Source organism: Pediococcus sp., from assembly GCF_003533255.1.
Classification (GTDB): domain Bacteria; phylum Bacillota; class Bacilli; order Lactobacillales; family Lactobacillaceae; genus Pediococcus; species Pediococcus parvulus.
This window is the reverse complement of the sequence record NZ_DOEM01000021.1, coordinates 130,423-156,857: the sequence shown is the minus strand read 5'-3', so window position 1 is coordinate 156,857 and position 26,435 is coordinate 130,423. Positions and strand designations below refer to the sequence as shown.

At 37.0% G+C, this 26,435-nt stretch carries 28 protein-coding genes; 15 read left to right on the top strand and 13 right to left on the bottom strand.

Translation table 11 applies throughout. The features are described 5' to 3' along the window. Positions 1 to 18: 18 nt before the first annotated feature. The 8 genes from ssb to dnaA form a co-directional block, all read right to left on the bottom strand. Positions 19 to 570 (bottom strand): single-stranded DNA-binding protein, encoded by a 552-nt coding sequence (ssb, locus tag DD627_RS05305; RefSeq protein WP_260274735.1) that lies wholly within the window; start codon positions 568 to 570, stop codon positions 19 to 21. Positions 571 to 610: 40 nt separating this feature from the next. Beyond that, positions 611 to 901, bottom strand: a complete 291-nt coding sequence (rpsF, locus tag DD627_RS05300; protein ID WP_260274736.1) for a 30S ribosomal protein S6 — start codon at positions 899 to 901, stop codon at positions 611 to 613. Positions 902 to 1,094: 193 nt separating this feature from the next. Beyond that, positions 1,095 to 3,578: a DNA gyrase subunit A gene (gene gyrA / locus DD627_RS05295; RefSeq protein WP_375710191.1), complete on the bottom strand. Its 2,484-nt coding sequence runs from the start codon at positions 3,576 to 3,578 to the stop codon at positions 1,095 to 1,097. An 80-nt stretch (positions 3,579 to 3,658) separates the two neighbouring features. Next, positions 3,659 to 5,602 (bottom strand): DNA topoisomerase (ATP-hydrolyzing) subunit B, encoded by a 1,944-nt coding sequence (gene gyrB, locus DD627_RS05290; RefSeq protein WP_057784142.1) that lies wholly within the window; start codon positions 5,600 to 5,602, stop codon positions 3,659 to 3,661. Positions 5,603 to 5,643: 41 nt separating this feature from the next. After that, on the bottom strand, positions 5,644 to 6,762 hold the full coding sequence (gene recF, locus DD627_RS05285; protein ID WP_068805305.1) for a DNA replication/repair protein RecF: 1,119 nt from the start codon (positions 6,760 to 6,762) through the stop codon (positions 5,644 to 5,646). Between the two features lie 2 nt (positions 6,763 to 6,764). Then, positions 6,765 to 6,995 carry a S4 domain-containing protein YaaA gene (gene yaaA, locus DD627_RS05280; protein WP_260274738.1) on the bottom strand — a complete coding sequence of 77 codons (231 nt, stop codon included), beginning with the start codon at positions 6,993 to 6,995 and terminating at the stop codon, positions 6,765 to 6,767. Positions 6,996 to 7,305: 310 nt separating this feature from the next. Beyond that, a complete protein-coding gene (gene dnaN, locus DD627_RS05275) occupies positions 7,306 to 8,445 on the bottom strand; it encodes a DNA polymerase III subunit beta (RefSeq protein WP_057784120.1) in 1,140 nt (379 codons plus the stop codon). Between the two features lie 176 nt (positions 8,446 to 8,621). Next, positions 8,622 to 9,968, bottom strand: coding sequence for a chromosomal replication initiator protein DnaA (gene dnaA, locus DD627_RS05270; RefSeq protein ID WP_057784122.1), 1,347 nt, complete (start codon positions 9,966 to 9,968; stop codon positions 8,622 to 8,624). A 147-nt stretch (positions 9,969 to 10,115) separates the two neighbouring features. Between dnaA and DD627_RS05265 the strand changes: the two genes are divergently transcribed. From DD627_RS05265 to DD627_RS05220, 10 genes are all read left to right on the top strand, one after another. Further along, on the top strand, positions 10,116 to 10,403 hold the full coding sequence (locus DD627_RS05265) for a hypothetical protein (protein ID WP_057784124.1): 288 nt from the start codon (positions 10,116 to 10,118) through the stop codon (positions 10,401 to 10,403). Between the two features lie 112 nt (positions 10,404 to 10,515). Beyond that, the gene (gene rpmH, locus DD627_RS05260; protein WP_084254234.1) at positions 10,516 to 10,650 is read left to right on the top strand and encodes a 50S ribosomal protein L34; all 135 of its coding nucleotides are present in this window, start codon (positions 10,516 to 10,518) and stop codon (positions 10,648 to 10,650) included. Positions 10,651 to 10,759: 109 nt separating this feature from the next. Next, a complete protein-coding gene (rnpA, locus tag DD627_RS05255; RefSeq protein WP_057784126.1) occupies positions 10,760 to 11,119 on the top strand; it encodes a ribonuclease P protein component in 360 nt (119 codons plus the stop codon). Then, entirely contained in the window at positions 11,120 to 11,956 is an 837-nt protein-coding gene (gene yidC / locus DD627_RS05250; RefSeq protein ID WP_260267498.1) for a membrane protein insertase YidC, read from the top strand. It abuts the gene before it with no gap. Between the two features lie 72 nt (positions 11,957 to 12,028). After that, the gene (jag, locus tag DD627_RS05245) at positions 12,029 to 12,844 is read left to right on the top strand and encodes an RNA-binding cell elongation regulator Jag/EloR (protein ID WP_057784130.1); all 816 of its coding nucleotides are present in this window, start codon (positions 12,029 to 12,031) and stop codon (positions 12,842 to 12,844) included. A 163-nt stretch (positions 12,845 to 13,007) separates the two neighbouring features. Beyond that, a complete protein-coding gene (mnmE, locus tag DD627_RS05240) occupies positions 13,008 to 14,399 on the top strand; it encodes a tRNA uridine-5-carboxymethylaminomethyl(34) synthesis GTPase MnmE (protein ID WP_068808469.1) in 1,392 nt (463 codons plus the stop codon). A gap of 75 nt (positions 14,400 to 14,474) precedes the next feature. Further along, positions 14,475 to 16,382: a tRNA uridine-5-carboxymethylaminomethyl(34) synthesis enzyme MnmG gene (gene mnmG, locus DD627_RS05235; protein ID WP_057784134.1), complete on the top strand. Its 1,908-nt coding sequence runs from the start codon at positions 14,475 to 14,477 to the stop codon at positions 16,380 to 16,382. 134 nt (positions 16,383 to 16,516) lie between these two features. Then, positions 16,517 to 17,227, top strand: a complete 711-nt coding sequence (locus DD627_RS05230; protein WP_353744028.1) for an MFS transporter — start codon at positions 16,517 to 16,519, stop codon at positions 17,225 to 17,227. Next, positions 17,227 to 17,844: an MFS transporter gene (locus DD627_RS05225; RefSeq protein ID WP_260274739.1), complete on the top strand. Its 618-nt coding sequence runs from the start codon at positions 17,227 to 17,229 to the stop codon at positions 17,842 to 17,844. The genes DD627_RS05230 and DD627_RS05225 overlap by 1 nt, the downstream gene beginning before the upstream one ends. Before the next feature lie 83 nt (positions 17,845 to 17,927). After that, positions 17,928 to 18,527, top strand: coding sequence for a winged helix-turn-helix domain-containing protein (locus DD627_RS05220; RefSeq protein WP_260274740.1), 600 nt, complete (start codon positions 17,928 to 17,930; stop codon positions 18,525 to 18,527). 107 nt (positions 18,528 to 18,634) lie between these two features. On the opposite strand, the gene DD627_RS05215 is transcribed toward DD627_RS05220, so the two are convergent. From DD627_RS05215 to DD627_RS05195, 5 genes are read right to left on the bottom strand one after another with little or no spacing between them, the layout of a single operon-like run. Next, entirely contained in the window at positions 18,635 to 19,051 is a 417-nt protein-coding gene (locus DD627_RS05215; RefSeq protein ID WP_068808464.1) for a hypothetical protein, read from the bottom strand. Between the two features lie 20 nt (positions 19,052 to 19,071). Beyond that, positions 19,072 to 19,860, bottom strand: coding sequence for a hypothetical protein (locus DD627_RS05210; protein ID WP_260274741.1), 789 nt, complete (start codon positions 19,858 to 19,860; stop codon positions 19,072 to 19,074). A gap of 3 nt (positions 19,861 to 19,863) precedes the next feature. Further along, positions 19,864 to 20,136, bottom strand: coding sequence for an ATP-binding cassette domain-containing protein (locus DD627_RS05205; RefSeq protein ID WP_260274742.1), 273 nt, complete (start codon positions 20,134 to 20,136; stop codon positions 19,864 to 19,866). Positions 20,137 to 20,141: 5 nt separating this feature from the next. Then, complete coding sequence (locus DD627_RS05200) at positions 20,142 to 20,585, bottom strand: ATP-binding cassette domain-containing protein (protein ID WP_260274743.1); 444 nt, start codon at positions 20,583 to 20,585, stop codon at positions 20,142 to 20,144. 21 nt (positions 20,586 to 20,606) lie between these two features. Continuing rightward, entirely contained in the window at positions 20,607 to 22,274 is a 1,668-nt protein-coding gene (locus tag DD627_RS05195) for a S8/S53 family peptidase (protein WP_260274744.1), read from the bottom strand. A gap of 950 nt (positions 22,275 to 23,224) precedes the next feature. Between DD627_RS05195 and DD627_RS05190 the strand changes: the two genes are divergently transcribed. The 5 genes from DD627_RS05190 (at position 23,225) to DD627_RS05175 (ending at position 26,266) form a co-directional block, all read left to right on the top strand. After that, the gene (locus DD627_RS05190; RefSeq protein ID WP_260274745.1) at positions 23,225 to 23,776 is read left to right on the top strand and encodes a TetR/AcrR family transcriptional regulator; all 552 of its coding nucleotides are present in this window, start codon (positions 23,225 to 23,227) and stop codon (positions 23,774 to 23,776) included. A 94-nt stretch (positions 23,777 to 23,870) separates the two neighbouring features. After that, positions 23,871 to 24,308 (top strand): sigma factor-like helix-turn-helix DNA-binding protein, encoded by a 438-nt coding sequence (locus DD627_RS05185; RefSeq protein WP_260274746.1) that lies wholly within the window; start codon positions 23,871 to 23,873, stop codon positions 24,306 to 24,308. Beyond that, positions 24,290 to 24,493, top strand: coding sequence for a helix-turn-helix domain-containing protein (locus DD627_RS09180; RefSeq protein ID WP_260274747.1), 204 nt, complete (start codon positions 24,290 to 24,292; stop codon positions 24,491 to 24,493). The genes DD627_RS05185 and DD627_RS09180 overlap by 19 nt, the downstream gene beginning before the upstream one ends. Positions 24,494 to 24,890: 397 nt before the next feature. Continuing rightward, a complete protein-coding gene (locus DD627_RS05180) occupies positions 24,891 to 25,151 on the top strand; it encodes a DUF3173 domain-containing protein (protein WP_068808450.1) in 261 nt (86 codons plus the stop codon). Further along, entirely contained in the window at positions 25,148 to 26,266 is a 1,119-nt protein-coding gene (locus DD627_RS05175) for a tyrosine-type recombinase/integrase (RefSeq protein WP_260274748.1), read from the top strand. The genes DD627_RS05180 and DD627_RS05175 overlap by 4 nt, the downstream gene beginning before the upstream one ends. The last annotated feature ends 169 nt before the right edge of the window (positions 26,267 to 26,435 follow it).

The following is a 26,435-nucleotide window of genomic DNA, read 5'->3' as shown; positions in this document are numbered from 1 at the left end:
AAATCCCTCCTCTAATGATTAAAATGGTAAATCATCATCGGAAATATCAATTTGTTCGCCGTTATCTGCAAACGGATCGTTAGGATTAGAACTTGCACTAGAAGCACTGCCATTGCTACTGCTCTGACTGTTATTGCTATTAGTGTTACTTCCTTGCCCAGCATCAAACGGATTGCTATTACCGGATGATTGAGGAGCATTGTCGTGAAATCCCGTATTGCCACCTTGCTGTTGACGTTGCTCAGATTGAGCACGGGATTCCAACAATGAAAAGTTTTCAACAACAACTTCTGTAACATATACTCGGATGCCTTGTTGATTTTCGTACGAACGGGTTTGAATCCGTCCATCTACTCCAACCAACGAGCCTTTATGGGTAAAATTAGAGAAGTTCTCTGCAGCTTTTCGCCAAATCACACAGTTAATAAAATCGGCTTCACGCTCTCCTTGAGCGTTCGTAAACTGACGATTAACTGCCACTGTGAAGGTAGCGACTGCAGCACCGCTGTTGGTGTATCGTAAATCGGGATCTCTGGTTAAGCGTCCAACAAGAACTGTTCGGTTTATCATAAACAATGACTCCTTTCTGAATTATTATTTCTGTTTATTTTTAACGTACAACGATCATGTGACGTAAGATACCGTCAGTAATCTTTGAAATACGGTCAAATTCGTTTAAAGCTTTGTCATCGCTTGTTTTTACATTTACGACATGATAGATACCTTCATTGTATCCACCGATCTCATAAGCAAAACGACGCTTGGACCAATCTTTTGAATCAACCACTTCTGCACCATTGTCAGTCAAGATCTTGTCAAAACGTTCTACTAAGGTAGCCTTAGCTGTTTCGTCAACATCTGGAGCAATGATATAAGTAATTTCGTATGATTTTTGTTCCATGTGTTTTACACCTCCTTATGGACTAAGTGGCTTCCTTAACAATTTAAGAAAGCAAGGAGAGCTTCTAAATTAATAGTTACTCACGAACTTAAATTATAGCATTTATACTTGTGCAACGCAATAAACAAAAATCCCAATAAAACGATACATAACTAAGTTACGTCGTTTATTGGGATTTATTTTATTAATTTAATTATTCTTCTGAAGAATTTTCAGATGAACTTTCTTCTGGAGCTTGCTCAGTGGTGTCGGTCGTTGAAGATTGTGTTGAATCATCAGGTTCTTCATCGTCTTCATGATCTACTTTAGCCATTGTGGCAACCTTTGAGTCCTCATCAATTTTAATTAAATGAACCCCCATGGTTGCTCGACCCGTTTCTGGGACAGAATCAACGGCAAAACGAATCATGACGCCACGATCGGTAATCAACATGATATCCTCTTCACCAGTTACGGTGGTCAAGCCAGCTAATGGTCCGTTCTTCGTTGTGACATTCGCAGTTTTAATACCTTTACCGCCACGACCCTTGATTGGATACTCACTAGCTAATGTTCGTTTACCATATCCTTTTTCAGTAATGACGAGAACTTTGCTTTCTGGTTGCAATAGATCAACCCCAACCACATAGTCTTCATCTCGTAAACGAATACCACGAACACCAGTTGCTGAACGACCCATGGAACGAACTGTAGTTTCTGCAAAACTAACTGCATAACCTCTATGTGTTCCGATAATGATGTTTTGTTTATTATTCGTGATAACCACGTTAATTAACTCATCATCATCCTTCAAATTAATCGCTTTTAAGCCATTACTTCGAATGTTCAAGAACTCGTTTAGGGGGGTCCGTTTGACAACACCCTTTAGTGTAGTAAAGAACAGATAACGCTCCGTTTCTTGTTCGTGATTCTGACCAGCATTGATCACGGCCTGAATACTTTCACCCGCACTAATTCCTAACAAGTTAATGACCGGAATACCTTTAGCTGTTCGCCCGTATTCAGGGATTTCATACCCCTTCATGCGGTATACTTTGCCGGCATTTGTGAAGAATAACAACACATCATGGGTAGAACTAGAAACCAGATGCTCAATGAAATCATCATCATGCACACCCATTCCTTGAACACCACGACCACCACGACGTTGAGATTTAAACTCAGACTGTGGCATCCGTTTAACATACCCATTATGAGTCAAGGTTATCATGACATCTTCTTCTTCAATCAAATCTTCATCTTCAAGACTAAGCACTTCACCAACAAGTAACTCGGTTCGGCGTTTATCACCAAACTTATCCTGAATATCAAGTAATTCCTGATAAATAATCTGATTAATCCGCTCTGTATGAGCCAAAATATCTTTATAATCAGCAATATCAGTCATTAATTTGGTGTATTCATTTTCAACTTTTTCACGTTCCAAGCCCGTTAAACGAACCAAACGCATATCCAAGATAGCTTGCGATTGTTTGTCAGATAATGAGTAGTTACTCATCAACTGATCTTTGGCAATCTCGGCAGTTTCGGAATTACGAATAATCGAAATGATTTCATCAATGTGATCTAGCGCAATTCGTAACCCTTCAAGAATATGAGCTCGCGCTTGAGCTTTCTTTAAATCAAACTCAGTCCGTCGGCGAATAACTTCTTCTTGATGCTTTAAATAGTAGGTCAAAATTTGCTTTAAGCTAAGCACTTTTGGCGCCCCATCCACAATGGCCAACATGTTAAAACTAAATGTTGTCTGCATCAAAGTCATTTTGTACAAATTGTTCAAAACAACTGAAGCACTCATATCACGACGAATATCAATCACAACCCGCATACCTTCACGGTCAGTTTCATCGTTTACGTCTGTGATTCCTTCGATTCGTTTGTCACGAGCTAATTCAGCAATTCGTTCAATTAACTTAGCCTTGTTGACCATGTAAGGAAGTTCAGTAAGCACGATTTTTTCACGGCCACTCTTTTCCTGTTCAATATCAACTTTAGCCCGAATAATAATGGTTCCCTTACCCGTTTCGTAAGCTTTACGAATTCCTGATTTACCCATAACCACACCACCGGTTGGGAAGTCAGGTCCAGGTACAGCCTCCATCAAATCAGCAGTGGTTGCTTCCGGATTATCCATCAAAATATGAATTGCGCTAATCACTTCGGCCAAATTATGTGGCGGAATATTAGTGGTCATCCCAACTGCAATTCCGGTTGCACCGTTGACAAGTAAATTAGGAAAACGAGCTGGTAACACTTTTGGTTCGCGCTCTGTGCCATCATAATTATCTTGAAAATCAACGGTATTTTTATTAATATCGCGCAGCATTTCAACGGCAATCTTACTCATTCGAGCTTCGGTATACCGCATTGCGGCAGCCCCATCACCATCAACAGAACCAAAGTTACCATGACCATCAACTAACATGTAACGGTAACTGAAATCTTGCGCCATTCGCACCATGGATTCATAAATTGCGGAGTCACCATGAGGATGATACTTACCCATGACATCCCCAACAATTCTGGCTGATTTTTTATATGGCTTTTCTGGGGTCACACCCAGTTCACTCATTCCATATAAAATACGACGATGAACTGGTTTTAAACCATCACGCACATCAGGCAAAGCTCGTGCCACAATAACACTCATCGCGTAATCTAGGAAGGATGTTCGCATTTCTCGACTCAAATTGACATCCGTTACTCGAGTCCCAATATTTTCTTCATCAGACAAATTAGTTAACCTCCAATCCTAAATTAAACATCTAAGTTTTCAACGAAGACAGCATTGTCTTCAATGAATTTCCGACGGGGTTCTACACGATCGCCCATCAACATTTCAAAATCCCCACTGGCTGCATCAGCATCTTCAGCAGATACTCGTAACAAACGACGATTATCAGGATTCATAGTCGTTTCCCATAATTGAGAAGCATCCATTTCACCTAAACCTTTGTATCGTTGAATTGCTGGTTTCGGACTTGGTGGCAACTGTCCCAAAACTTCTTGCAATTCTTCATCAGAATCAATATAACGAATCATTTTACCCTGACGAACTTGATATAGAGGTGGCTGGGCAATATAAACATAGCCCTTATCAATCATTGGTCGCATGTAACGATAAAATAGGGTCAACAATAATGTTCGAATATGCGCACCATCGACATCGGCATCGGTCATAATAATTAATTTATGATAATTAGCCTTCGTGACATCAAATTCTTCACCAAAACCAGTTCCAAGGGCTGTAAACAATGACCGAATTTCTTCATTAGCCAAAACACGATCTAAAGTTGCTTTTTCAACGTTTAAAATTTTACCTCGAATTGGCAAAATGGCCTGCGTTAAACGGGAACGTCCTTGCTTAGCACTACCACCGGCAGAATCACCCTCGACAATGAATAATTCACTAATTGATGGATCTTTGGACGTATTATCGGCCAATTTTCCAGGCAAATTATTAATTTCGAGACCACTCTTTTTCCGGGTCACTTCACGTGCTCGTTTAGCAGCAATTCGGGCTTTTGATGCCAATAAACCTTTGTCAATCACTTTCCGAGCAGTATCAGGGTTTTCCATCAAAAACTTATTGAAATGTTCCCCAAATACATCATTAACGGCGGTCCTGGCATCAGAATTACCCAATTTAGTTTTCGTCTGACCCTCAAATTGAGGATCAGGATGCTTTACACTGACAACGGCTGTTAAACCTTCCCGCACATCATCACCAGAAAGATTATCCTCATTGTCCTTTAACATGCCACTCTTATGCGCATAATCATTAACAACCCGTGTTAAAGCCCGTTTAAAGCCTTCTTCATGAGTCCCACCTTCATACGTATGAATGTTGTTGGTAAAGGTCAAGAGTTTACTTTGATAACCCTCTGTATATTGCATTGCGACTTCAACTGTAATGCCTTTTTCCACCCCTTCAACATAGATTGGGTCGGGGAAAAGAACATCTTTACCTTCGTTGAGATAGTCAACATAGTGGCGAATTCCGCCTTCGTATAAGAAATCATCTTCCGTAGGCTTTTCAGGACGCATATCTTTTAACGTGATCCGTAATCCTTTATTCAAGAATGCCAGTTCACGAATTCGTGTCCGTAAAGTTTTAATATCAAAGATTGTGGTTTCTTGGAAAATATCTGCATCTGGTAAGAAATGCACGATAGTTCCATGTTCGTGGGGCTTCGAATCCCCAATAACCGTCATGGCAGTCTTCACTTTACCGCGTGTAAAATCCATATAATAGACTTTATCATCGTGCATGGTTCGGACATCCAATTCAGTTGATAACGCATTAACAACTGAGGCACCCACACCATGAAGTCCACCAGAGACTTTATATCCGCCGCCACCGAATTTACCACCAGCATGTAAGATTGTAAAAACTGTTTCCAAGGCTGGTTTACCGGTCTTAGCTTGAATTCCGACTGGGATTCCACGGCCATTATCAGTCACGGTAATACTGTTATCTTTTTCAACAATCACGTTGATTTTATTCGCAAAGCCCGCTAAAGCTTCATCAATCCCGTTATCAATAATTTCCCACACAAGATGGTGAAGACCTTGTGCACTGGTTGAACCAATGTACATTCCAGGCCGTTTCCGAACTGCTTCTAGTCCTTCAAGAACTTGAATTTGACTTGCATCGTATTCTTCTGCTTTTTCTTCTTTACGCTCACGTGCTGTCTCAATTTCTTGGGGAGTTTTTTTCGTTTTATCTTCGTCAGCCAATCTTATTCCTCCTTATGCAAAATACCTGATTTAATTGTAAATATCCGCGGTTCATCAATTAATTGACGAGCAATACCGCTCAAACTAGTTGTTGTCAAAAAGGTTTGGACCTTATTTTGAATCGACTTTAAAAGGTGCGTTTGCCGGTCATCATCTAGTTCGGATAACACATCATCTAGTAGCAATACCGGATACTCGCCTGTTTCTTCTTTCATGAGATCAATCTCTGCCAATTTCACACTTAAAGCTGTCGTTCGCTGTTGTCCTTGTGATCCGAAAGTTTGGACATTTTTGCCATTGACTAAAAAACGAACGTCATCGCGTTGGGGACCGACCAATGTGGTTCCCTGCTGCAACTCCCGTTCCTCATGACTCGCAAACGCCTTTCTCAACTCGTCATATAGTTGATCTACGGATAAATCTTGTTTCTGGATAACTTGTGACACATACTCAAACGTCAAATGTTCTTTTCCTAGGGAAATTTGGGTATGCAACTGTTGAGCCCATTTCTCTAGTTTTTTTAGAAAAAGGCGGCGCTGAAATATAATCTCCGCACCATAAGCTGCAAGCTGATCAGACAACACACCAAGAAAAACTTTATCTTTGTTCACTTTGAACTTTAGCTGTTTTAAATACTGATTTCGTTGCTTCAGAATTGTGCGATACTGCGCGGAATTATACAGATATTTACTACTCATCTGGCCAAATTCCATGTCAATAAACCGCCGTCTAACAGCCGGTGACCCCTTAACCAAAGACAAATCCTCTGGTGCAAACAAAATGACATTTAGTTGTCCTATATACTGTGACAACTTACTTTGTTCTAAATGATTCACCTTGGCCTGTTTACCTTTAGAACTTAATTCCAGTTCTAAGGGAATTGAACTCATTCTTTTGTGTACGCGGGTTGCCAAACGAGCTGAATCAGCGCCCCAACTAATTAAATCCCGATCATTAGATGTTCGGTGACTTCTCGTTAGGGCCAACACGTAAATTGATTCCAACAAATTTGTTTTTCCCTGAGCATTTGCACCCAATAACACATTGACACCAGGAATAAATTCGGCCTCCAAATCCGGATAGTTACGGAAATTATGGAGGCTAATATTTTCCAAATACATGACTAATCCTCACGTCTTGAACGTACAATAAACAGTCCTTCATCTGGAATATTAACCGTGTCCTTTGGATATAGCTTTTTTCCGCGCCGATTCTCAGGCCCATCATTTACCTCTATAGTGTGTTCGCGAAGATACCATTTGGCTTGTCCGCCAGTTCCAATGATTGATTCTTCTTTTAAGAGTTGACCGAGCGTAATGAATGGCGTTGTAATTAAAACTTCTTTTTTCTCCAAAATTACAACCACCTTTACTAGAACTTATTTCGAATCAATTATTATTTAATTTCGTTTTTTTAAACCAAAAAATAATTTATTCAATTTTAACTAGATTCTTTACTAAATACCTATTTATTATACCTTTAAAAACCTAAAAAAACAATCTCAGAGGCTGTGTTTTGCGTTTTGAGCCATTTTGAAGATAATTAGATACTTTTGACATTTCTTGCGTATTTTTCTCAAATCCTCTTATTTTAATTTCTAGGCATAAAATAAAAACCACGCTTGTCAAAATTTAATTTGGCAAACGTGGTTATTTTTTTAAATTTTAGAATGTTCGAACAGGTGTAATCAACTGAATAAAGTTTTCTTGATCCTCAGTTGGAACCAAAGTGAATGGTCGCAATGCTGAAGTGAATGAAACTTGAATTTCAGTTTGGCCAAACGAACGGAGCGCATCCTTCATATAATCTGGGTTAAATGAAATTTCTAAATCTTCGCCCTCAACAACTTTTGCATCAAGTTGTTCCTCAACGTTTCCGACATCAGGCGAGTTTCCTGAAATAACAATCTTTTTATCAGCAGTGGTAATCGCCAATTTAACAACATTATTACGACTTTCATGGGATAACAAGGAAGCCCGTTCAATGGCTGCTAATAAAGCTGGCGCATTGAATTCTAAAGTTGTGGTTGATTCTTTTGGAATCAAACGGGATGTATCTGGATAATTTCCTTCAAGTAATCGAGAATAAAACGCTGTGTCACCTAAAGTAAAGAGAACCTGATTTTCAGAAATTCGCGTGATGACGTCTGGATTTTCTTCGCCAATCATCCGAGATAACTCAACGAGACTTTTTCCAGGGATGATCACATCATATTTTCCAGTATTTCCTTCAGGCAATTTAATTTGGCGTTGACTTAACCGGTGACTATCAGTTGCAACTGCTAAAAATTGGTCGCCATCAATACTGAAATGAACCCCAGTTAAAATTGGACGACTTTCTTGAGTTGAAACGGCCAAAACAGTTTGGCTAATTAATTGTTTAAATACGTTTCCGGAAAGTTGGATTTGGTCATTACCGTCAAGTTCTGGTAAATGTGGGTAATTATTAGCATCCAAACCGTTAATTGTAAATTCTGCGGCCCCAGATGAAATCTCTGTTTGGAAGCCTTCAGTAATTTCAACGGTCATTGAATCTTCTGGAAGTCGTTTAACGATATCACTAAAGAAGTGCGCAGGTAAAACAATTTTCCCAGGATCTGTAATTGACAATCCGTTGTCTTCATTTTTGGCATCTAAAACTGTCTCAATGGAAATATCTGCATCACTCCCAGTTAAGATAATTTGATCAGATTCCACATCAAGTTTTAAACCAGTCAAAATAGGAATTGTTGTTTTAGAAGATATTGCTCTTTGAACGTCATTTAATTTTTTAATGAACGCAGCTCGTTTTACAGTAAATTTCATTTTTAAGAATCTCCTTTGGACGAAATGTATTTATATATAATTATATATTAAAAGTAACAGTAGTAATAGGGCCTGTTGATATTGTGTAAATGTCACCTAACGCTTAGGCAGGTCGAAGATTATCTCTGTTTATAAAATGTGGATAACTTTTAAAGTAATTCACACTTGTCCACAAGCTATGGTTTGAGCTCACTTTTTAGATCACCAATTTGGCGTTGTAAATCATCATCTTTTTTAAGCGCCGCTGCAATTTTTTCGTGAGCATGAATCACAGTGGTGTGATCTTTGCCACCAAATTCAGTTCCGATTTTCGGTAAGGAGGCGTTTGTCAGCTCGCGAGAAAGATACATAGCAATCTGGCGAGGGACAACGATTGATTTCATTCGTTTCTTACCCTTTAAATCAGAAATTGAAGTGTGATAGTATTTAGCGACTTTGTCTTGAATTAGCGAAATTGAGACTTCACTAAATTTAGTACCAAAGTTCAAACTACGCATGGCTTCGGAGGCAAGATCAGTTGTAATGCTAGTACTTTGCAGATTCGCATATGCTTGAACCCGCGCTAAAGCACCCTCTAATTCTCGTACGTTTGAATCAACTTGGGTGGCGATGTAATTCAAAGTATCGTCAGGAATTTCAATTTTATCAGCCATCGCTTTTTCACGTAAAATGGCAATTCGCGTTTCCAAATCAGGTGGGGTGATATCGACCGATAATCCCCATTTAAAGCGCGAAACTAGTCGTTCCTGCAACTTAGGAATTTCATTTGGTAAACGATCTGAAGTCAGCACAATTTGTTTTTGATTACTATATAAAGCCTCGAAAGTATGGAAGAATTCTTCTTGAGTAGCTTCCTTATCAGCAAAGAACTGCACATCATCGACTAAAAGCAGGTCAACATTTCGATAAACCTCACGAAATTCTTCTTGATGTTTAGATTGAATTGCATTGATAAAATCGTTTGTGAAAGCTTCACTAGTAACATATTTAACATTCGTATCAGGATTATTTTTGAGAATTTGATGGCCAATCGCATGCATCAAATGGGTTTTTCCAAGACCAACGCCTCCATAAAAGAAGAGCGGATTGTACATAGTCCCAGGATCTTCCGAAACGACTAACGCGGCTGCATGGGCCATCTGGTTTCCTTTACCAGTGACAAATGTGTCAAATGTATATTTGTCATTTAAGGTAGTAACTTCCATAAAATCGGGTGTCGTTTTTGGTTTTTCGGCAGCCTTTTTTTCTTGTTGAACGGTTTCTTCTTGCTCACCCTCCAAAACAAAATCTGGTGTGATATCTGCTTGGGTGATCAAATAAGCATATTCTACAAATTTTGGTGCCAAATGTTGTTTCCAATAATCGCGATGTAACGGCGATGGTAATTGGATTGTCATGATATGATTTTTTAGATCGATTGGTTTAGCTACGTCGATCCAAGTTGAAAAGCCGAGGGATGAAATATCATCGTCTTTTTGAAAATCAGCTTTAATTTGATTCCAAAGATCATCCTTACTTAGCACAAAAATCCCTCCAAAGTTACGCACAGTTTATTTTTTGTGTTTTCAATTCTTAAGCGAAAGAAACAATGCATTAATTTTAGCATGAAAAAAAAAAGTTTTCCACAGGATGTGGAAAACTATCGAAAATAAATCACAGGACAGGTAAAAGTGTATCCACAAGCTGTTGAAAAAAGGCCAAATTTTCATGAAAATTTTGGTTATTCACACAAAACGGTGGATAACTATACCCCGAGAAATAAGGGGTGGCAGGAGTTATCCACTGAAAATCATGAAAATGTGGATAACTCAATCACAGGGGGTGAATATCCGGATAAGCTCGGGAAAAACGGTGCAAAACTTAGGAAAACAAATGTTTTTATCCACAAGGTATGCACCACGATAAGCTTTGAGTGTGAACAAGAATATTTATTTTTTTCTATTAAGACCTTTGCATGATGATTGATTTGTGATACTATATTATGGTAATTGTAATTAGATACTGAGTTATTTCATTAATATATAAATGAAATCTATATAAATTTCAGTGTTGCTATGGGAGGTGTACGAATTGAAAAGAACATATCAACCAAAGAAGCGTCATCGTTCACGTGTGCATGGTTTTCGTAAACGTATGAGTACAAGTAACGGCCGTAGAGTTTTAGCACGTCGACGTCTAAAAGGTAGAAGAAAATTATCTGCATAAGGCCACTGATCCCAGTGGTCTTTTATTTTTGAAGAAATTTGAAAATAGCAGACAAACAACCTTTTATATGTGAGAAACTTGATAATACGATTTATTTTGGAGAGAGAGCATGCGCAAGTCATACCGTGTAAAAAGAGAAACGGAATTTCAAAAGGTATTTGAAACTCATAATTCATATGCAAATCGAAAGTTTGTTGTTTATGTGATGGAGAAACCACATCAACCTCATTTTCGGGTGGGAATTTCTGTTGGTAAGAAAATTGGTAATGCTGTTATGCGAAACTATATGAAGCGACGCATCAGTCAAAGCGTTCTTGAATTCAAACCACAACTACGTCAAGATATTGACTTTTTGGTCATTGCACGGCCCCAAGCGTCTGGTCTTTCAATGAAAGAGACCAAACAGCAATTAAAGCACGTATTCACGTTAGCTAATATTTTAACTACTGATCAAAGTGAGGAAAAGTAAGTGAAACACAGCAAAAGAAATATAGTGATGATGGCAATTGCCAGTTTAACGCTGTTTTTAGCTGGTTGTAGTACGGCACCTATCACGAAGAATAGTACCGGATTTTGGGATCATTGGATTGTCTATAATTTTTCACGGGCAATTATTTGGTTATCACATTTATTCGGTGGTAATTTTGGTTGGGGAATTATTATTTTCACCATTATTATTCGTATTATCATCTTGCCCTTGATGATTTATCAAACAAAATCTTCAATGAAAACTGCTGAAATTCAGCCTAAGGTTCAAGCTTTACAAAAGAAGTATTCCTCTAAGGATACTGAAACACAGCAAAAATTGCGTGAAGAACAACAAAAACTTTATTCCGAAGCTGGTGTAAATCCCGTTGCTGGGTGTTTACCATTAATTGTTCAGTTACCTGTTTTGTATGCTTTGTATGCCGCTGTTAACCGGACGGAAGTTTTGAAAGCAGGATCATTTTTATGGCTGCAATTGGGAGACAAGGATCCGTACTTCGTATTACCTATCTTAGCTGCTGTATTTACCTATGTGAGTTCATGGCTGAGTATGAAGTCGCAACCAATGCAAAATGGGATGACAACAATGATGACCATTGGTATGCCGGTCATTATCTTCTTTACAGCGTTAAGTGTGCCATCAGCTGTTTCCCTGTACTGGGTGGTTACAAATATTTTCCAAGCTGGTCAAACATTAGTTATTCAAAATCCGTTTAAGATTAATCGTGAACGTGAAGCAAAAGCACAGGCTGAACGCGATAAAAAACGGGCCATTGCAAAAGCTAAGCGTAAGGCTTATAAAGGACGCAATAGAAAATAAAAATGACTGGAGATTAGAATGTTTAGTTCTGGTCTCCTTTTGCTGTACATAATCGTAAAAAGGAGGTAGCCTATGGCAAATTATAAAGGGAGTACAATTGAAGAAGCAATTGAAGCAGGACTTGCTGATTTAAATGTAACCCGTAAAAGTGTAACTGTTTCAACAATAGTCGAACCTAAAAAAGGATTTTTGGGTTTCGGCAAACGATTGGCTGAAATTGAAATGTCAGTTATTGAGGCTCCAAAATCAAACGAGACGGTCAAAGTTCCTGAAGAAAAAGCGCCAGAAACTAAACCAAAAGTTAATTCTGAAGTTCAACATAAAACTGATGAAGTAAATCATGAAAGTAAAGCTGAAGTTCAAAGGCACCCGCAAGTCAAGGATCAAGCTATAGAACCAGAAACCTCATCGCGTCCGCGTTTGAATGAAGAAATTGTTTCTCAAATGCAGGAATATTTGGCAAAGATTGTGACCCAGTTGGGAATTGAAGCTACTTCAACAAGTAAATTTCATCATCGTGACGTTTCAATAGAGTTCAGAACTGAGCAAGAGGGCATGCTAATTGGGAAGCATGGTCGAACAATTAACGCACTACAAACTTTAGCTCAAGTATTTTTGCTACATCGCGGCATTTCACATGCCAATGTAAAATTGAATGTTGAAAATTACCGTGAACGACGGACAGAAACGTTGCAACACTTGGCCGAAAATACAGCTCGTGAGGTTGTGGCAACTGGTGAACCAGTTTTCTTGGATCCCATGCCCGCATTTGAGCGAAAAGTGATTCATGCGACGCTGTCTGAGAATCATTTTGTCTCAACTTTTTCAGAAGGACATGAACCTCATCGCTATGTTGTGGTGGCCCTTGTTCAAGATGAACAGCTTTAAAATAAAAGTGTAAGAAATTGACAAATGCGCAACAAAATTTTAAGATATAATCAATTATCTAAATAGCAGGTAAAGTAGTGAAAGTACTTTATCCACGTAACCTCTTATTAAGGCGTGGACTAGGTGCTTTTTTTATTGGAATTGATTAGGAAGGAAATAGAAAATGCTAGAAACAGCTACGGAATTAGATACGATTGCTGCAATTTCAACCCCACCTGGTGAAGGTGGTATTTCCATTGTTCGAGTAAGTGGAAATACCGCGCTTGATGTGGCAGAGAAGATTTTCAAAGGTAAGGATCTGCATACAGTTAAAAGCCATACCATTAATTATGGGCATATCGTTAACCCTAAAACAAAGCACACAGTTGATGAAGTAATGGTTTCAGTGATGTTGGCACCCAAAACATATACTTGTGAAGATGTTGTTGAGATCAATTGTCACGGAGGCATTGTGCCTACCAACGATATTTTACAGCTTCTACTAAGTAACGGTGCAAGAATGGCCAAACCAGGCGAATTTACTGAACGTGCTTTTTTGAACGGTCGAGTTGATCTTTCTCAGGCTGAAGCAGTGATGGATTTGATTCGTGCTAAAACGGATCGGTCGATGAAAGTAGCTTTAAATCAATTAGATGGGGATTTATCTCATTTAATTAAGAATTTGCGGCAGGATATTTTAGACGTTTTGGCACAGGTTGAAGTTAACATTGATTATCCAGAATATGATGATGTTGAGACCATGACCAGTAAACTATTACGTGAAAAAGCTGTAGAAGTGAAAGCACAAATCAAACAACTTTTGCAAACTGCGCAAGAAGGTAAAATTTTACGTGATGGACTGGCAACGGCGATTGTGGGGCACCCAAATGTTGGGAAGTCTAGTTTGCTGAATCGAATGCTACATGAAGACAAAGCGATTGTCACAGATGTGGCTGGAACCACGCGTGATGTTTTGGAAGAGTATGTGAATGTTCGTGGTGTGCCGTTGAAGTTAGTTGATACAGCTGGTATCCGTGAAACAAACGATAAAGTTGAGAAAATCGGTGTTGAACGCAGTCGTAAAGCAATTAAAACTGCAGACTTGGTCTTGTTAGTTTTAGACAGTAGTAATCCATTGTCGGATGAAGATCGTCAGTTAATTAAAGTCACTGATGAAGCAAAACGAATCATTATCTTGAATAAAACTGATTTACCAATGCAATTAGATACTGATGAATTATTCAATTTAGTTCCTGAGGATCAGGTGATTCGAACCTCTGCAACAGAAGGGGTAGGATTGGATGATTTGAAAGAAAAAATTTCTAAGTTATTCTTCGGTGGGATTGAAAGTAATCAAAACAGTGTCATTGTGACAAATGCTCGGCATATTGGCTTGCTGAATCAAGCTGAAGAAGCATTGGATTCAGTTTTGCAAGGGCTCAAAGATGGTATGCCAGTAGATCTAGTCCAAATTGATATGACGCGTTGCTGGGAATTTCTTGGTGAAATTACTGGTGACAGTTATCAAGATGAGTTATTAGATCAGTTGTTCAGCCAATTCTGTTTGGGTAAATAATTGAAGTTCAATTAAGTTAACCATGAAACAAATTATGAAGCTACTTGAAGCTCGAAATAATGTGGAGGAAGAGTCATGACGGAAGTAAAACAGTATGCAGGGAAAGATTACGATGTGATCGTAGTTGGCGCCGGCCATGCGGGTTCAGAAGCGGCTTTGGCAGCTGCAAGAATGGGAAACAAAACCCTACTAATGACTATCAATTTGGATATGGTGGCTTTTATGCCATGTAATCCTTCAGTTGGTGGACCAGCAAAAGGCATTGTGGTTCGTGAAATTGATGCTCTTGGTGGCGAGATGGGTAAAAACATCGATAAAACTTATGTCCAAATGCGAATGCTAAATACGGGTAAAGGCCCCGCAGTTCGTGCCTTACGGGCCCAAGCAGATAAACATGCTTATCATGCTCAAATGAAAAAAACTATTGAAGATGAACCTAATTTGACTTTACGACAGGGAATTGTTGATGATTTAATCATTGAAGACGGTGTCTGTAAGGGAATAATTACTAATACTGGTGCTCGTTACCATGCCAAGAGTGTTGTTCTGACGTTGGGAACAGCTGCTCGTGGGAAGATTATTATCGGCGAGCTTATGTATTCTTCGGGTCCTAATAACTCACAACCTGCCATGAAACTTACTAAGAACCTAAAGGATTACGGTTTCGATTTGGAACGTTTCAAAACAGGAACGCCACCACGAGTTGATGGTGGCACAATTCATTATGATGAAACTGAAGAACAGCCCGGTGATAAGGAACCAAATCACTTTAGTTTTACAACGCCTGACAGTGCCTATATTGATGTGAAAAATCAGTTATCTTGCTGGTTGACGTATACTAATGAGTATACCCATAAAATTATTCGAAAAAATCTAGATCGTGCACCTATGTTTTCTGGTTTGATTGAAGGTGTTGGTCCCCGCTATTGTCCTTCAATTGAAGATAAGATTGTCCGATTTGCGGATAAGGATCATCATCAATTATTCCTTGAACCTGAAGGTCGGAATACAGATGAATGGTATGTTCAGGGACTTTCAACTTCTATGCCAGAAGAGGTTCAACAACAAATTCTTCATTCCATTAAGGGCTTAGAAGATGCTGAAATGATGCGGCCTGGTTATGCTATCGAATACGATGTGGTTTCCCCCTATCAATTGAAGCCAACTTTAGAAACTAAAGTTGTGAAAAACTTGTATACCGCTGGTCAAACAAACGGGACGTCCGGTTATGAAGAAGCAGCTGGCCAAGGTTTGATGGCTGGAATTAACGCTGGATTGCGTGCCTTAGACAAAGGTCAGTTTACCTTAAAACGTAGTGATGCTTACATTGGTGTTATGATTGATGACTTGGTGACTAAGGGAACCAAAGAACCATATCGTTTGCTGACTAGTCGTGCTGAATATCGTTTGATTTTACGTCATGACAATGCGGATTTGCGTTTAACTGAGATGGGTCATGACCTTGGTTTGATTGATAACGATCGTTACCAAGAATTCCAAGAGAAAAAAGATGATATTAAAAATGAACTTCATCGTTTAGATACCATTCGCATAAAACCTAAACAAGTTAAAGATTTCTTGATTTCTAAGGGTGGTCATGAATTAAAAGATGGTGTTTTAGCATCAGAATTTCTCCGTCGTCCAGAGGTTTCCTACAAAGACTTGCTGCAATTTATCCCTGCGCCGGATAAGAAGTTAGATCGGCGCGTGGTTGAGCAAGTTGAAATTGAAATTAAATATGCAGGTTATATCAAGAAAGCTAAAGAACGTGTTGAACGTTTGAAAAAGATGGAAGCTAAGAAGATTCCGGATCACATTGATTACGCTGCGATCAATGGTTTGGCTACTGAGGGTCGTCAAAAGTTGGAGAAAATTCAACCAGAAACGATTGCACAGGCTAGTCGAATTAGTGGGGTTAACCCAGCTGATATCGCTATTTTAAGTGTTTATATTGAACAAGGACGTATTGCAAAAGTTAAATAATTTACAAATAAGAGCTGTTTTAATAGAGATATTAAAACGGCTTTTTATTTATAATAATATTTATTTTATCGTTAAAATATATTTTATTGACATTTCTAAATAACTGGAATATAACTAAGTTATCACAAAAATAAATTTTAACGATAAAAGGAATTATTATTAAAGATTTTCTGAATACTAGTAAAGCACAACTTGTTAAAGTCGGTATTATTGCATTAATTGATGAGTTAGGAAGCAGCATGTTTAGCTTCGCATTGGGATTATTTCTCTTACGTAAAACGGGATCTGCTATGAATCTGGGAATTTCTATTTTGATTGGCCCCTTAGTATCATTAGTTTTATTGCCTGTTTCTGGAACAATTGTGGATCGTTTTAGCCACAAAAAAATCATTGTGACTTGTCAGATTGGCATTATTATCACGATGGCGTTTTTCTCAATGGAGCTTCAGCAGCTTTCAGGAACGTATCTCATTAAAATTATTATTTTGTTGGTTTTGCTAGATATCTTTCAATTGTTTATTGGCAATGTTTTCAGTGCTTCTGCGATAAATCTCGTGCCTAAAACACAGGTGCAACAACTTAACTCGATTCAACAAATGGTTCGTTCTTCAGCATCAATTTTGGCTCCTATTTTTGGTGGAATTGCTTACGGAATGATGCCATTCTTTGGTTTCACACTGGTTATGTTGGTGACTACCTCAGTCGTTATGCTGATTGTATTATCGCTGAACTTCAGATTTAATGGGGCACAACTAGTCACTAAGACCGATTTTAAAAGAAAAGTGGATTTTTTAACTTCATTTAAGGAAGGCATCATTATCTACGTCAGAAACAGGCAATTGTGATGTTGATTATAACGGCTTGTGTAATCAATTTCTTCTTTTGTGCAGTGAATGTTGGGTTACCCTTTATATTAGTTAATCGGTTTAAGTTAAGTAATATTTTTTACAGTATCGTAGAGGCTAGTACGTCAGTAGGGATGATCTTATCAGGTTTTATCTTTATGAAACAAAAGCCAGCAGAAAATCAGATTCAAATTATGTATCGTTGGGTTATCGGGATAGCTCTGATTACAAGTGGAATGGGCTTACCAGTAGTGTTGCATGTTCAATTGTTAAAATTGGAAATTACTGGTATTTATGTGGCGCTCGCCTTACTAATGGGGGTTGCGTTATTTGAAACCAATGTACCTATGGCAGGATACATGCAACTGCATATTGATTCTAGTTTTCAGGGACGGGTTTTTACAATTCAATCTTCATTGTCAATGTTGATGATGCCCGTTGGAACGATTATGTACGGTTACTTATTTGATCATTTTAATGCAGGTATTATTTTTCTAGTATCAGGAATAATTGTAATTATTTTCATCTCTGTATTCATGCAAATTAAAGTAACAAAACCGATAGGATATGCTAGAAATATAGCAGGAACGAAAAACCTAGAAAATGGGCAGAAATAGATTCTTAATTGAATAACCATGAGATTGTTACGCTAAATGGGTATAATAAGGTTATTCAAACTAACTCAAAGGAAGTTGCCTAAATGAGCTCTAATAAACTTGATAATTTAGCAAAATTACTTGCGGATCCAAAGGTAAATCGAATTTTGGAGGCGGCTAGACCCAAAAAGGGGATTACTGTTAAGCAACTCGCTAAGATTTTAAAAGAAAAGCCATCTAACCTATACTATCCAATTCAAAAAATGACAGATTTTGGGCTCTTAAAAGTTGTGGCTGAAAACGAAATTAAGAATTTAACTGAAAAAGTGTACAGTTCGGCATCATTGTATAAACGTTCTCAACAAAAGAAACTAGGCCTTAAAGAAAATGAAATTGATTTAAGTAATGAGTATGTTTTGAATCATACGGATGATCTTTTAGAGTTTTTTATGATTAATCAAAAGCGAATGCTAACAAGCTTTGAAAAAAATATGGATTTTATCCAAGCTGGTGGAAAGGTAAACGAAGTGAATTTTTCGTGGGCAATGTCCACTCTTGAGCTTTCTAAGCGAGGGCAGATAGAGCTATTAAAAAAAATAAATCAGTTAACCACTGATTTTAAGGATTCACATCCAGAAGATCCTCAATTTTCCTTTAACCTTGATATGACGTTATATTCTGATGATGAGCCAAAGGATAAATAGATTTTTATTAAGGATAAGTGAATTTAACAATCAAAGCTTTTCAATTGAATTAAAATATTTTTGTGGTTAATGAGTATATTTTGCGTAGAATGTTGATGCCTGATTAATTAAGTACTGTTTTGATATAATGTTTCACGTGAATCAAAAACATTTAGCTTTTCTTTTTCCATAGATGTTAGTAAAACAAAGTGATGATAATTTAAATTATCCGATGTGGTATAAACAGAAGCATATTTTAGATAACGTACAGGTAAATTAATAACTAAGGGGAGTGTATCTTTGTTCAGTGGCGCATTATAAAGACTTTTAACAGTGGTATCATGAGTGGAATCATGACCAATGTAATTTAGAACAATATCATTGACATTTGAATCAAAAGTAAGATTTTCTTTATCTAATTGTATGTTTAAAAAACCTGGTCCAACTAGTAAAAATTCTTCTGGAATTTTTACGCCATATATATTTTTAATAGCTAATACCACGGAGGCACTCAAACACTGCATTGCAGATTTACTTTCAGGCATGGGGTCGTCCTTTCTATTTTCTAGAAAACTTCAAATGAGCCGTTTGTTTTTTCGTACTTAATACTGTATTGGAATATGCAAACACCGATGATTAACCAAATGAAGTTGACGGCAATATAAATCAATATTAAATTCAGTGGAATACTATGTTGTAAATATATTAGTCTTGATATTTCAATACCAGAAACAAACGGAATAATGTTTTGAAGTGGGCTGAACAATGGAATAGTTATATTTCCAATTAATAACAGCGCAGTTTGAATTATTGTTGCCCGTTGTCCAACACGTTTCACGTGTACAGAGACTGCACCAAACACAAACCCAATCCCAGACATTCCAATATTTGAAAGCATAGAAATTAAAAATAGCTGTACTACTAAAACCAAGGCCTTTAATAGAGTTAACTTAATTGAAAATGAAGACAATGATATGATTACAAGAAAGTAAAATATGCCGAGAATGTTATTAACTCCACTACGAACTATAATCAAGAGCCACAGTGGGTGAGGACTTTGTAATTCAGATTCTAATATACCGGCTTTTGCATCAGACTCAATTGCATCTGATGCCGCATCCATACCTAAAACACCAGCATTCCAGTAAAGATATCCTATCAGGATTAAGACTTTTCCTGTTGTCACTGAGGTATGATAATAAGCGGCCATTGTTGGGGAGCTCGCAATGTATATAACAATAAGGTAGGTTACAGTATATATTGCAATACTACTTAAAAACTGTACTTTGTATTTTGTTCTCACTTCAAATTCTCTCAATGCTTCCATCTTAATCATTTGCATGATTCCACTCATTCTTTATCCCTCCTTTTTAAATGATTGATGATACAAATTAATTAAATCTTCATGGCTTGCAGGTGAATCCAATTTTGCAATAATATGTCCCTCTCTGATAAACACGTAACCATCGCAAACACTTGTTAAAAGGTTTACATCGTGAGAAGACACCAATACTTTTTGATTTCCCTTATTTTTGGTTAGGTTTAATACATGTTTTAATCCATCTTGTGCGTCAATATCCAATCCATTTGAAGGTTCATCTAAAAGAATTAATTTTGTTTTGAGTGCCAATGCATTTAATAAGGCTGCTGATTTTTTTGTCCTGTTGACATTTGGTCATAGTCACGATTAATTAAGTTTTCCATTTCAAGGGTCTGTGCCATACTTTCAAAATAGCTCAACCCTTTTTTATAATTAACATTTTTTAGACCGCAAAAATATCTAAAATTGTTAACCAATGAGAGCCTATTGATTAATCCTCGTTCACCAGCTGGTACATATAATGTGTTTTTCAACGCCCATTGAATATATTCAAGCTTTTTATCAGCATCATTTAGTTTTATTTTCCCAGAGTTTGGTAATAAAACACCACTTAGTACTCTCATCAAAGTAGATTTCCCCGCACCATTTGGGCCAACCAATCCTATGATTTTACTGTCTAAGTTTATTGATAAATTAATATCAAATAATACTTGTCGTGCATTATATTTTTTGTTCAAATTCTGAATGTCAATTTGCATAAAAACACCACTTTTTTTGGTTTAAAAAAACTCTATAATTCTTTTTACTACCTTATCAGTCTCTGAAAGACAGAAAATAGGCAGATCATTTAAATTACCTTTTAACTCAGAGGTTCCTCTTGACTCGACAAGAGCGAGTACTGGTCGATTGTAGTAGGATTCAATGTATTTAACTATCCTAGTAATTAAATTCGTTGAATCGGTCTTGTTAACAAGTAGAACATAACAATCTGCGTTAATACCCGTTAGGACAGATTGAGTTTCAACAGGTATAAAACCAGTATTCTTCATATTACTAGACATCACTTGCGACTGGGTTCCTGCTATAATTAGGTCATGTTTTTCATCATCAATCTTTTTCATAGTATTATTAGATCCAACAACATGTTCTTGCCATGAAAATTTGGACGCGTTATAGCCATAATGCCAGTAATGTTTACAACCAATTATTTCAGAAAATGGTTCTGTTAACATAAGGCCAACGTCGTACCCAACTTTTTTCAAAAGTCTAGTTATTTCAAGTTGTAGACTTACTTTTCCTTGCTTACTTGAAGTACCAATCACTCCAACAATTGGTGTATTAAAAGTAAATAAAGAACCGCCAAGTCTTTCTTTGTATAGTTTTTTTTCATTCTGTACTAAATCTAACGCATAAATTTTCTTGTTGTACTCATTGCATTTTTCAATAATTTCGGATAATAGGTCTTTCTTTAGTAACAATGATATTTCTTTAACATGACCAAGTACTACTGAATTAAAGTCATTGGATTCCCAATTAATATCCCTCATATCCCCTATAACTTGATTGGGTACATAACTTGTATATCCAATATCTGCCATTGATTTTCCAATTTTGGGGCTTGTGTGATAATCATAAATTGAGGCTATATGTGGAACAACAAAATCAGAGTTATTCATAAGAGCAAACACTTCTTTATTTAAGGGAAGAAATATTGCTTTATCCTTTGAGGTAAGAAAATCATTAACTATATTGTGATGATGCTTCAGATGAAAAGAATCATTACTATATTGCATTTGACTCATTTCTTTTTTGATTTCTACTATCAAGTTATCTTGACCAACTAAATCTTTTGACCACATATTATTAATTATCGCTGTAATAACAGGTGTGCTAAAACTAGAACCAATTACTTGCTCTTGTCTTTTCTTAATCTCGACGGAAAAGTGACCAGAGTATGCTAAAATATCGATCCAATTATTATAGACAACATTAAAATTCTTTATTTGTTTTATTTTGTAATCATAAAGGACAGAAAGGGTGTCTTTATAAAAAGCCGGATAGCTTATTGCTCCACTATTGTCAGCGGCACATACCAAAACAACTTTTTTCTTAACAGCATAGTTAACAGCTTGCTGCAATTCACCATCGCTATCACTTCTAGTACCCATGCTTATATTAATAATATCCGGATGGAATTCATTTATGCTTTTTTTGATACTAGAAGCTAAGTCTCTCGCCCGAATCATATGGTTATCATTAAAAACTTGTACGGAAATGATAGTACTTTCTTGTACATAATTATCAATTATTTTTGTAACCGCAGAGCCATGATTCATACTAGAAGTCTCATTTTTTGAATTGTAACTAGATGAATTATATCTAACTATTTTATTTCCGTTTTGACTTTGGAAGGAATAGCAGCCCCCGTCTAAAACAACAATTTTCAAATGCATCACCTCCAGATAGTGCCATTCTGAATACAACAAACGCCTTCAATAAAATTTTGAAGGCGTTGTATTGCTATAAATATAATTAACCAACCGTTTCCTTGTAAAGTTTTACAAGTTCATCAGCGGTTTCAACTGGTTTCTTAAGTTCCTTTTTCATTGTAATTCATCTTTTTTCTTTATGTAACTTATGACCTACTTGGAATCTTTGTAAGATTCAATAACAGGACCGGCTACAGCTACTTGTTGTTTTTGACGTAATACTAAGTTTGAAAGGATTTCTTTTAAAGCCATCAATTTATTTGTCATAAGTCTCACCTCCTTTCAATTCAATCAAATTTTTAATAATGTTTACCGTGATCTTAGGAGTGGCACCCAAAAGTTTTTGAGTACTATTGGTATCAATTACTATGTTAAAAGCAGTTTCTAATTCAATTAAAAAATTTACCATTGATAAAGAATCCATGAATACTTTCTGATTATCCTTTTGTATCACAACACCAATGTCAGAATAAATAGAGCTAATTTTTAGCTTAATTTCATTTTCTGAGATTGTTTTAATTTTAATCGCCTTCCTTATCATCATTTTCTAATTGACCACGAATTTACCATCATTATTTATCTTTGTCAAGGTGAAACGGACGCTTTTATTAATATTTGAGAACAAAAACATTAATATTTGATTAGCTGTTTTCCGCTTAAATAGGATCGTATTTGAAATTAATTATTTTAAATAACCATATAGAGAGAATATCGGTTATTGGTAATTTATATGTGTTAAAAAACAGGCTTTAAATTCTCCTTCTACTGAGAACTTAAAGCCTGTTTTTTATATTAAAAGCAAGTTAACCTGCCAAGATTAATAATTAGTGAAAGCCTGTGGTAAGTTCTTTTAACACTCACGACAGGCTTTTGCAACATTGGTTAGTCATAAATAGGAGGGGTGCCCAATGAATTCTCAATTTTCATATTTCCCCGTTAACAATAACAATGAAATTGCTAGGAATTTACTGTTTCATGCTTTTGTAAAGTTGCTTGCCAGTAAACCGATGACCAGCATTAGTGTTGTGGAAATTTGTAAAACGGCTGGTGTTGCTCGTTCAACATTTTATTTTAACTTCCATTCTAAAGAAGATATGTTTGATAAATACCTTGATAGTCAACTGTACGTTATGACGCGGCGCTTACGTAGGGCTGGTAAAAGTCCACATATCAATGGTTACAGCTATTTTGTTAGTTATTTACAATTGCACAAATTTTTAATTGACTTGCTAATCAAAAATAGAATGGAGGAAACTTTATCTGAACATTTGTCTACGATTGTAAAACAACTATTGCAACAAGATATTTTTATCAAAACTATTAATGCTAAATTCCAAGTTAGTTTTATTACCGGAGGCTTAATCGTCGTTATCATCACCTGGGCGCAACAAGGATATAAAGAAAATAATCAGCAACTCATGAATATTATCCTGAATTTACTGCAAGTCTTTAAAAAATAAGGAAGCACTGGTTTCAAAAACGGCACAAATTGTTCCTGTAACAGTGAGCAAGAATTTTTAGTAATTTCGAAACAACACATTTGGGGGTATGTATTTGAAATCCGAGATTGAAGTGACCAAAATTTTTGTCCGTTATGTTCAACAAGCCATTATGCACCGCTCGTTTACGCTGTACAGAAAGGAAAATCATAAAGTAGAAATTGTCTCTTATGAAAATTTGGTCATTGAGAAGCTACTGCATTATGAATCACCACACATGCTGGAAAAAATGAGCTTTAATAATATCTGGGAAATGGAGAACTTCATTGACAACAATCAACTAGCCATTGCAGTTGGGACTCTGAACACACGTCAAAAGTTTATTCTGTATTGGAAGTTTGTTGAAGAAGCCTCTGACGCTCGGATTGGTGACTTATTGGGAATTAGTAGCCAAGCCGTGAGTAAACAGAAGCGTAAAGCAATTGACTGTATTGTTGAACACTACTTTGATTATTACGAAAGGAACTCGACAACATGGAACCCATTAATTTAGTCCCATTAATCTTAGCTGCTCAATCTGGCGATGAATTAGCCATGGCCGACTTGTTAACGCGGTTTAACCCGCTCTGCGTAAAATATGCACGATATGGTCGCGTTAGAATGAGTGATGACTATTATCAAGAATTACGGATATGTCTTGTAGAAACTATCTATAAATTCAATGTTCAAAATTCATGACTAGCTAGCACATAAAAAAGATTGGCAAAATCGCCAATCTTTTTTTGTTTTTGGTTTCAAATTTGATTTTTTATGTGCCTGTATTAAGTTAACAGGAGTTAATCCTGTGTGCTCTTTGAAAACTTGATACTAACTGCTAAAGACATAAATCTTTAAGCGAGCCCGATTAGTTTAGCGCGATGACCAGCAATGTGAGCGATGACTGAACTTAATCAAGGTAGATTTACCACCTACTGCGTTAACCTTAAAGATGGATAATGATACTTCTGCGAAGCTCCCACGTAACGAGGAGAGGTGCGATTCCTATGTGCTTGTTGGTCACGAGCCTTTAGCGGTTTGTTGTTTCTGATTCTGATATAATGAACTTGCAAAGTCTCACTTTCAAGTTCATGCAACTATGAAAGGAGGTCTTGCTGTGCCGTTACTAGTTACTGTCACGAAAAGCGATTTAGTCGCGTTAGGTTATGGCCCGTCACGTTCAACTGATATCATCAGACTGGCTAAGGCCGTAATGGTTAACAAAGGGTTTGAATACTATCGTGCTAGAAAGCTCGGCCGGGTACCAGCATCAGCAGTTGAAGAAATTTTAGGCATTCCCATTAGTGAGCTGATTGTTCCCACAAGCGGTATCTCTACGGTTAAGGAGGAACTATCTTGACCACTAAAGATATCTTTAAAAAACAAAAAAACGGAACGTATGCATTCAGAGCTAATATCGGATTTGATTCTAAAACTGGTAAACGTGTTCAACGACGTGGCAGTGGCTACCGTACTAAAACCGAAGCCAAAGAAGCCTATCGTAAAATGATGGCCGATGGCCCCGATAAGTCAGCAGAGTTATCCCAAATGACTTTTGAGCGTTTTGTAAATGATATTTTTAAGCCGTGGTACAAAACACAAGTTAGACCACAAACTTATAAACATTGTTCAGGAATCATAAACAAGCAACTATCTTATTTCTCAAATTATCTAGTTGACCAAATCAAACCGTTAGATATTCAAAAGTGGCAGATTATTCTGTTGAAAGGCCATTCTCCATCGTCTGCACGGGCCATTAATCTAATGCTAGCAAATGTTTTAGAACGAGCGAAAACCTTAGGAATTGTGGAAACTAACCAGGCTCGAGTAATTGGGTACATCAAAAAGCAACAATCCGAAATTGATTTTTGGACCAAGGAAGAGTTTCAAAAAGTGATTGACCATACCGATAAAGCCGGTACCTATACCCAACATTTTGAATTTATGGTGTTGTGGTTCTTATTTATAACTGGTTTAAGAAGCGGTGAATCACGGGCCTTGTTATGGGACGATATCGACTTTGTCCATGGGACAGTTGATATCAATAAAACATTAATTTTTTACAATGCCAATGACTACTACTTCTCCACGCCAAAAACGCAAGCAGGTAAACGGGTAATTGTTTTAGATGCACAAACTAAGGAATTTTTACTTGAATGGTACGAAGACCAAAAATTAATGACGAGTTCTAAGTTTGTATTTTCGCTTGATGGTGTACCAACGCCAACAATGACCTATACACGGATTGTTACTGCTTACTCCGAAATTGCGGGTGTCCATCGAATTACCGTTCATGCGCTACGGCATTCGCACGCATCAGTGTTAATTGACATGGGAGAAAATCCATTAGCAATCAAGGAACGTTTAGGCCACGCGGACATAAAAACGACACTCGGAATTTATGGTCATCTGTACCCCAAAAGTAATCTTGAAGTTGCCAGCCGATTAAATGGTCAAATTAAGGCGCCACAGTGACAAAAAACTTAAAAACGCCAGAATGTGCCATTTTGGTGCCACTTGGCATATCTAACGCTTCAAAACATTGATATTAAAGAGTTTCAACGCAGTTGTTATGTTTCACGTGGAACAACACACAAAAAGATGGTCTGAAAAAGATCATCTTTTTTAATAACAAACTTTTAAC

Bases quoted from the DNA above. Each gene is read 5' to 3' on its own strand.
- ssb (WP_260274735.1), bottom strand. From the start codon at position 570: ATGATAAACCGAACAGTTCTTGTTGGACGCTTAACCAGAGATCCCGAT.
- rpsF (WP_260274736.1), bottom strand. From the start codon at position 901: ATGGAACAAAAATCATACGAAATTACTTATATCATTGCTCCAGATGTT.
- gyrA (WP_375710191.1), bottom strand. From the start codon at position 3,578: ATGCGAACATCCTTCCTAGATTACGCGATGAGTGTTATTGTGGCACGA.
- recF (WP_068805305.1), bottom strand. From the start codon at position 6,762: ATGTATTTGGAAAATATTAGCCTCCATAATTTCCGTAACTATCCGGAT.
- dnaN (WP_057784120.1), bottom strand. From the start codon at position 8,445: ATGAAATTTACTGTAAAACGAGCTGCGTTCATTAAAAAATTAAATGAC.
- rnpA (WP_057784126.1), top strand. From the start codon at position 10,760: ATGCGCAAGTCATACCGTGTAAAAAGAGAAACGGAATTTCAAAAGGTA.
- jag (WP_057784130.1), top strand. From the start codon at position 12,029: ATGGCAAATTATAAAGGGAGTACAATTGAAGAAGCAATTGAAGCAGGA.
- mnmE (WP_068808469.1), top strand. From the start codon at position 13,008: ATGCTAGAAACAGCTACGGAATTAGATACGATTGCTGCAATTTCAACC.
- mnmG (WP_057784134.1), top strand. From the start codon at position 14,475: ATGACGGAAGTAAAACAGTATGCAGGGAAAGATTACGATGTGATCGTA.
- DD627_RS05225 (WP_260274739.1), top strand. From the start codon at position 17,227: ATGTTGATTATAACGGCTTGTGTAATCAATTTCTTCTTTTGTGCAGTG.
- DD627_RS05220 (WP_260274740.1), top strand. From the start codon at position 17,928: ATGAGCTCTAATAAACTTGATAATTTAGCAAAATTACTTGCGGATCCA.
- DD627_RS05215 (WP_068808464.1), bottom strand. From the start codon at position 19,051: ATGCCTGAAAGTAAATCTGCAATGCAGTGTTTGAGTGCCTCCGTGGTA.
- DD627_RS05210 (WP_260274741.1), bottom strand. From the start codon at position 19,860: ATGAGTGGAATCATGCAAATGATTAAGATGGAAGCATTGAGAGAATTT.
- DD627_RS05200 (WP_260274743.1), bottom strand. From the start codon at position 20,585: ATGCAAATTGACATTCAGAATTTGAACAAAAAATATAATGCACGACAA.
- DD627_RS05190 (WP_260274745.1), top strand. From the start codon at position 23,225: ATGAATTCTCAATTTTCATATTTCCCCGTTAACAATAACAATGAAATT.
- DD627_RS09180 (WP_260274747.1), top strand. From the start codon at position 24,290: ATGGAACCCATTAATTTAGTCCCATTAATCTTAGCTGCTCAATCTGGC.
- DD627_RS05180 (WP_068808450.1), top strand. From the start codon at position 24,891: ATGAAAGGAGGTCTTGCTGTGCCGTTACTAGTTACTGTCACGAAAAGC.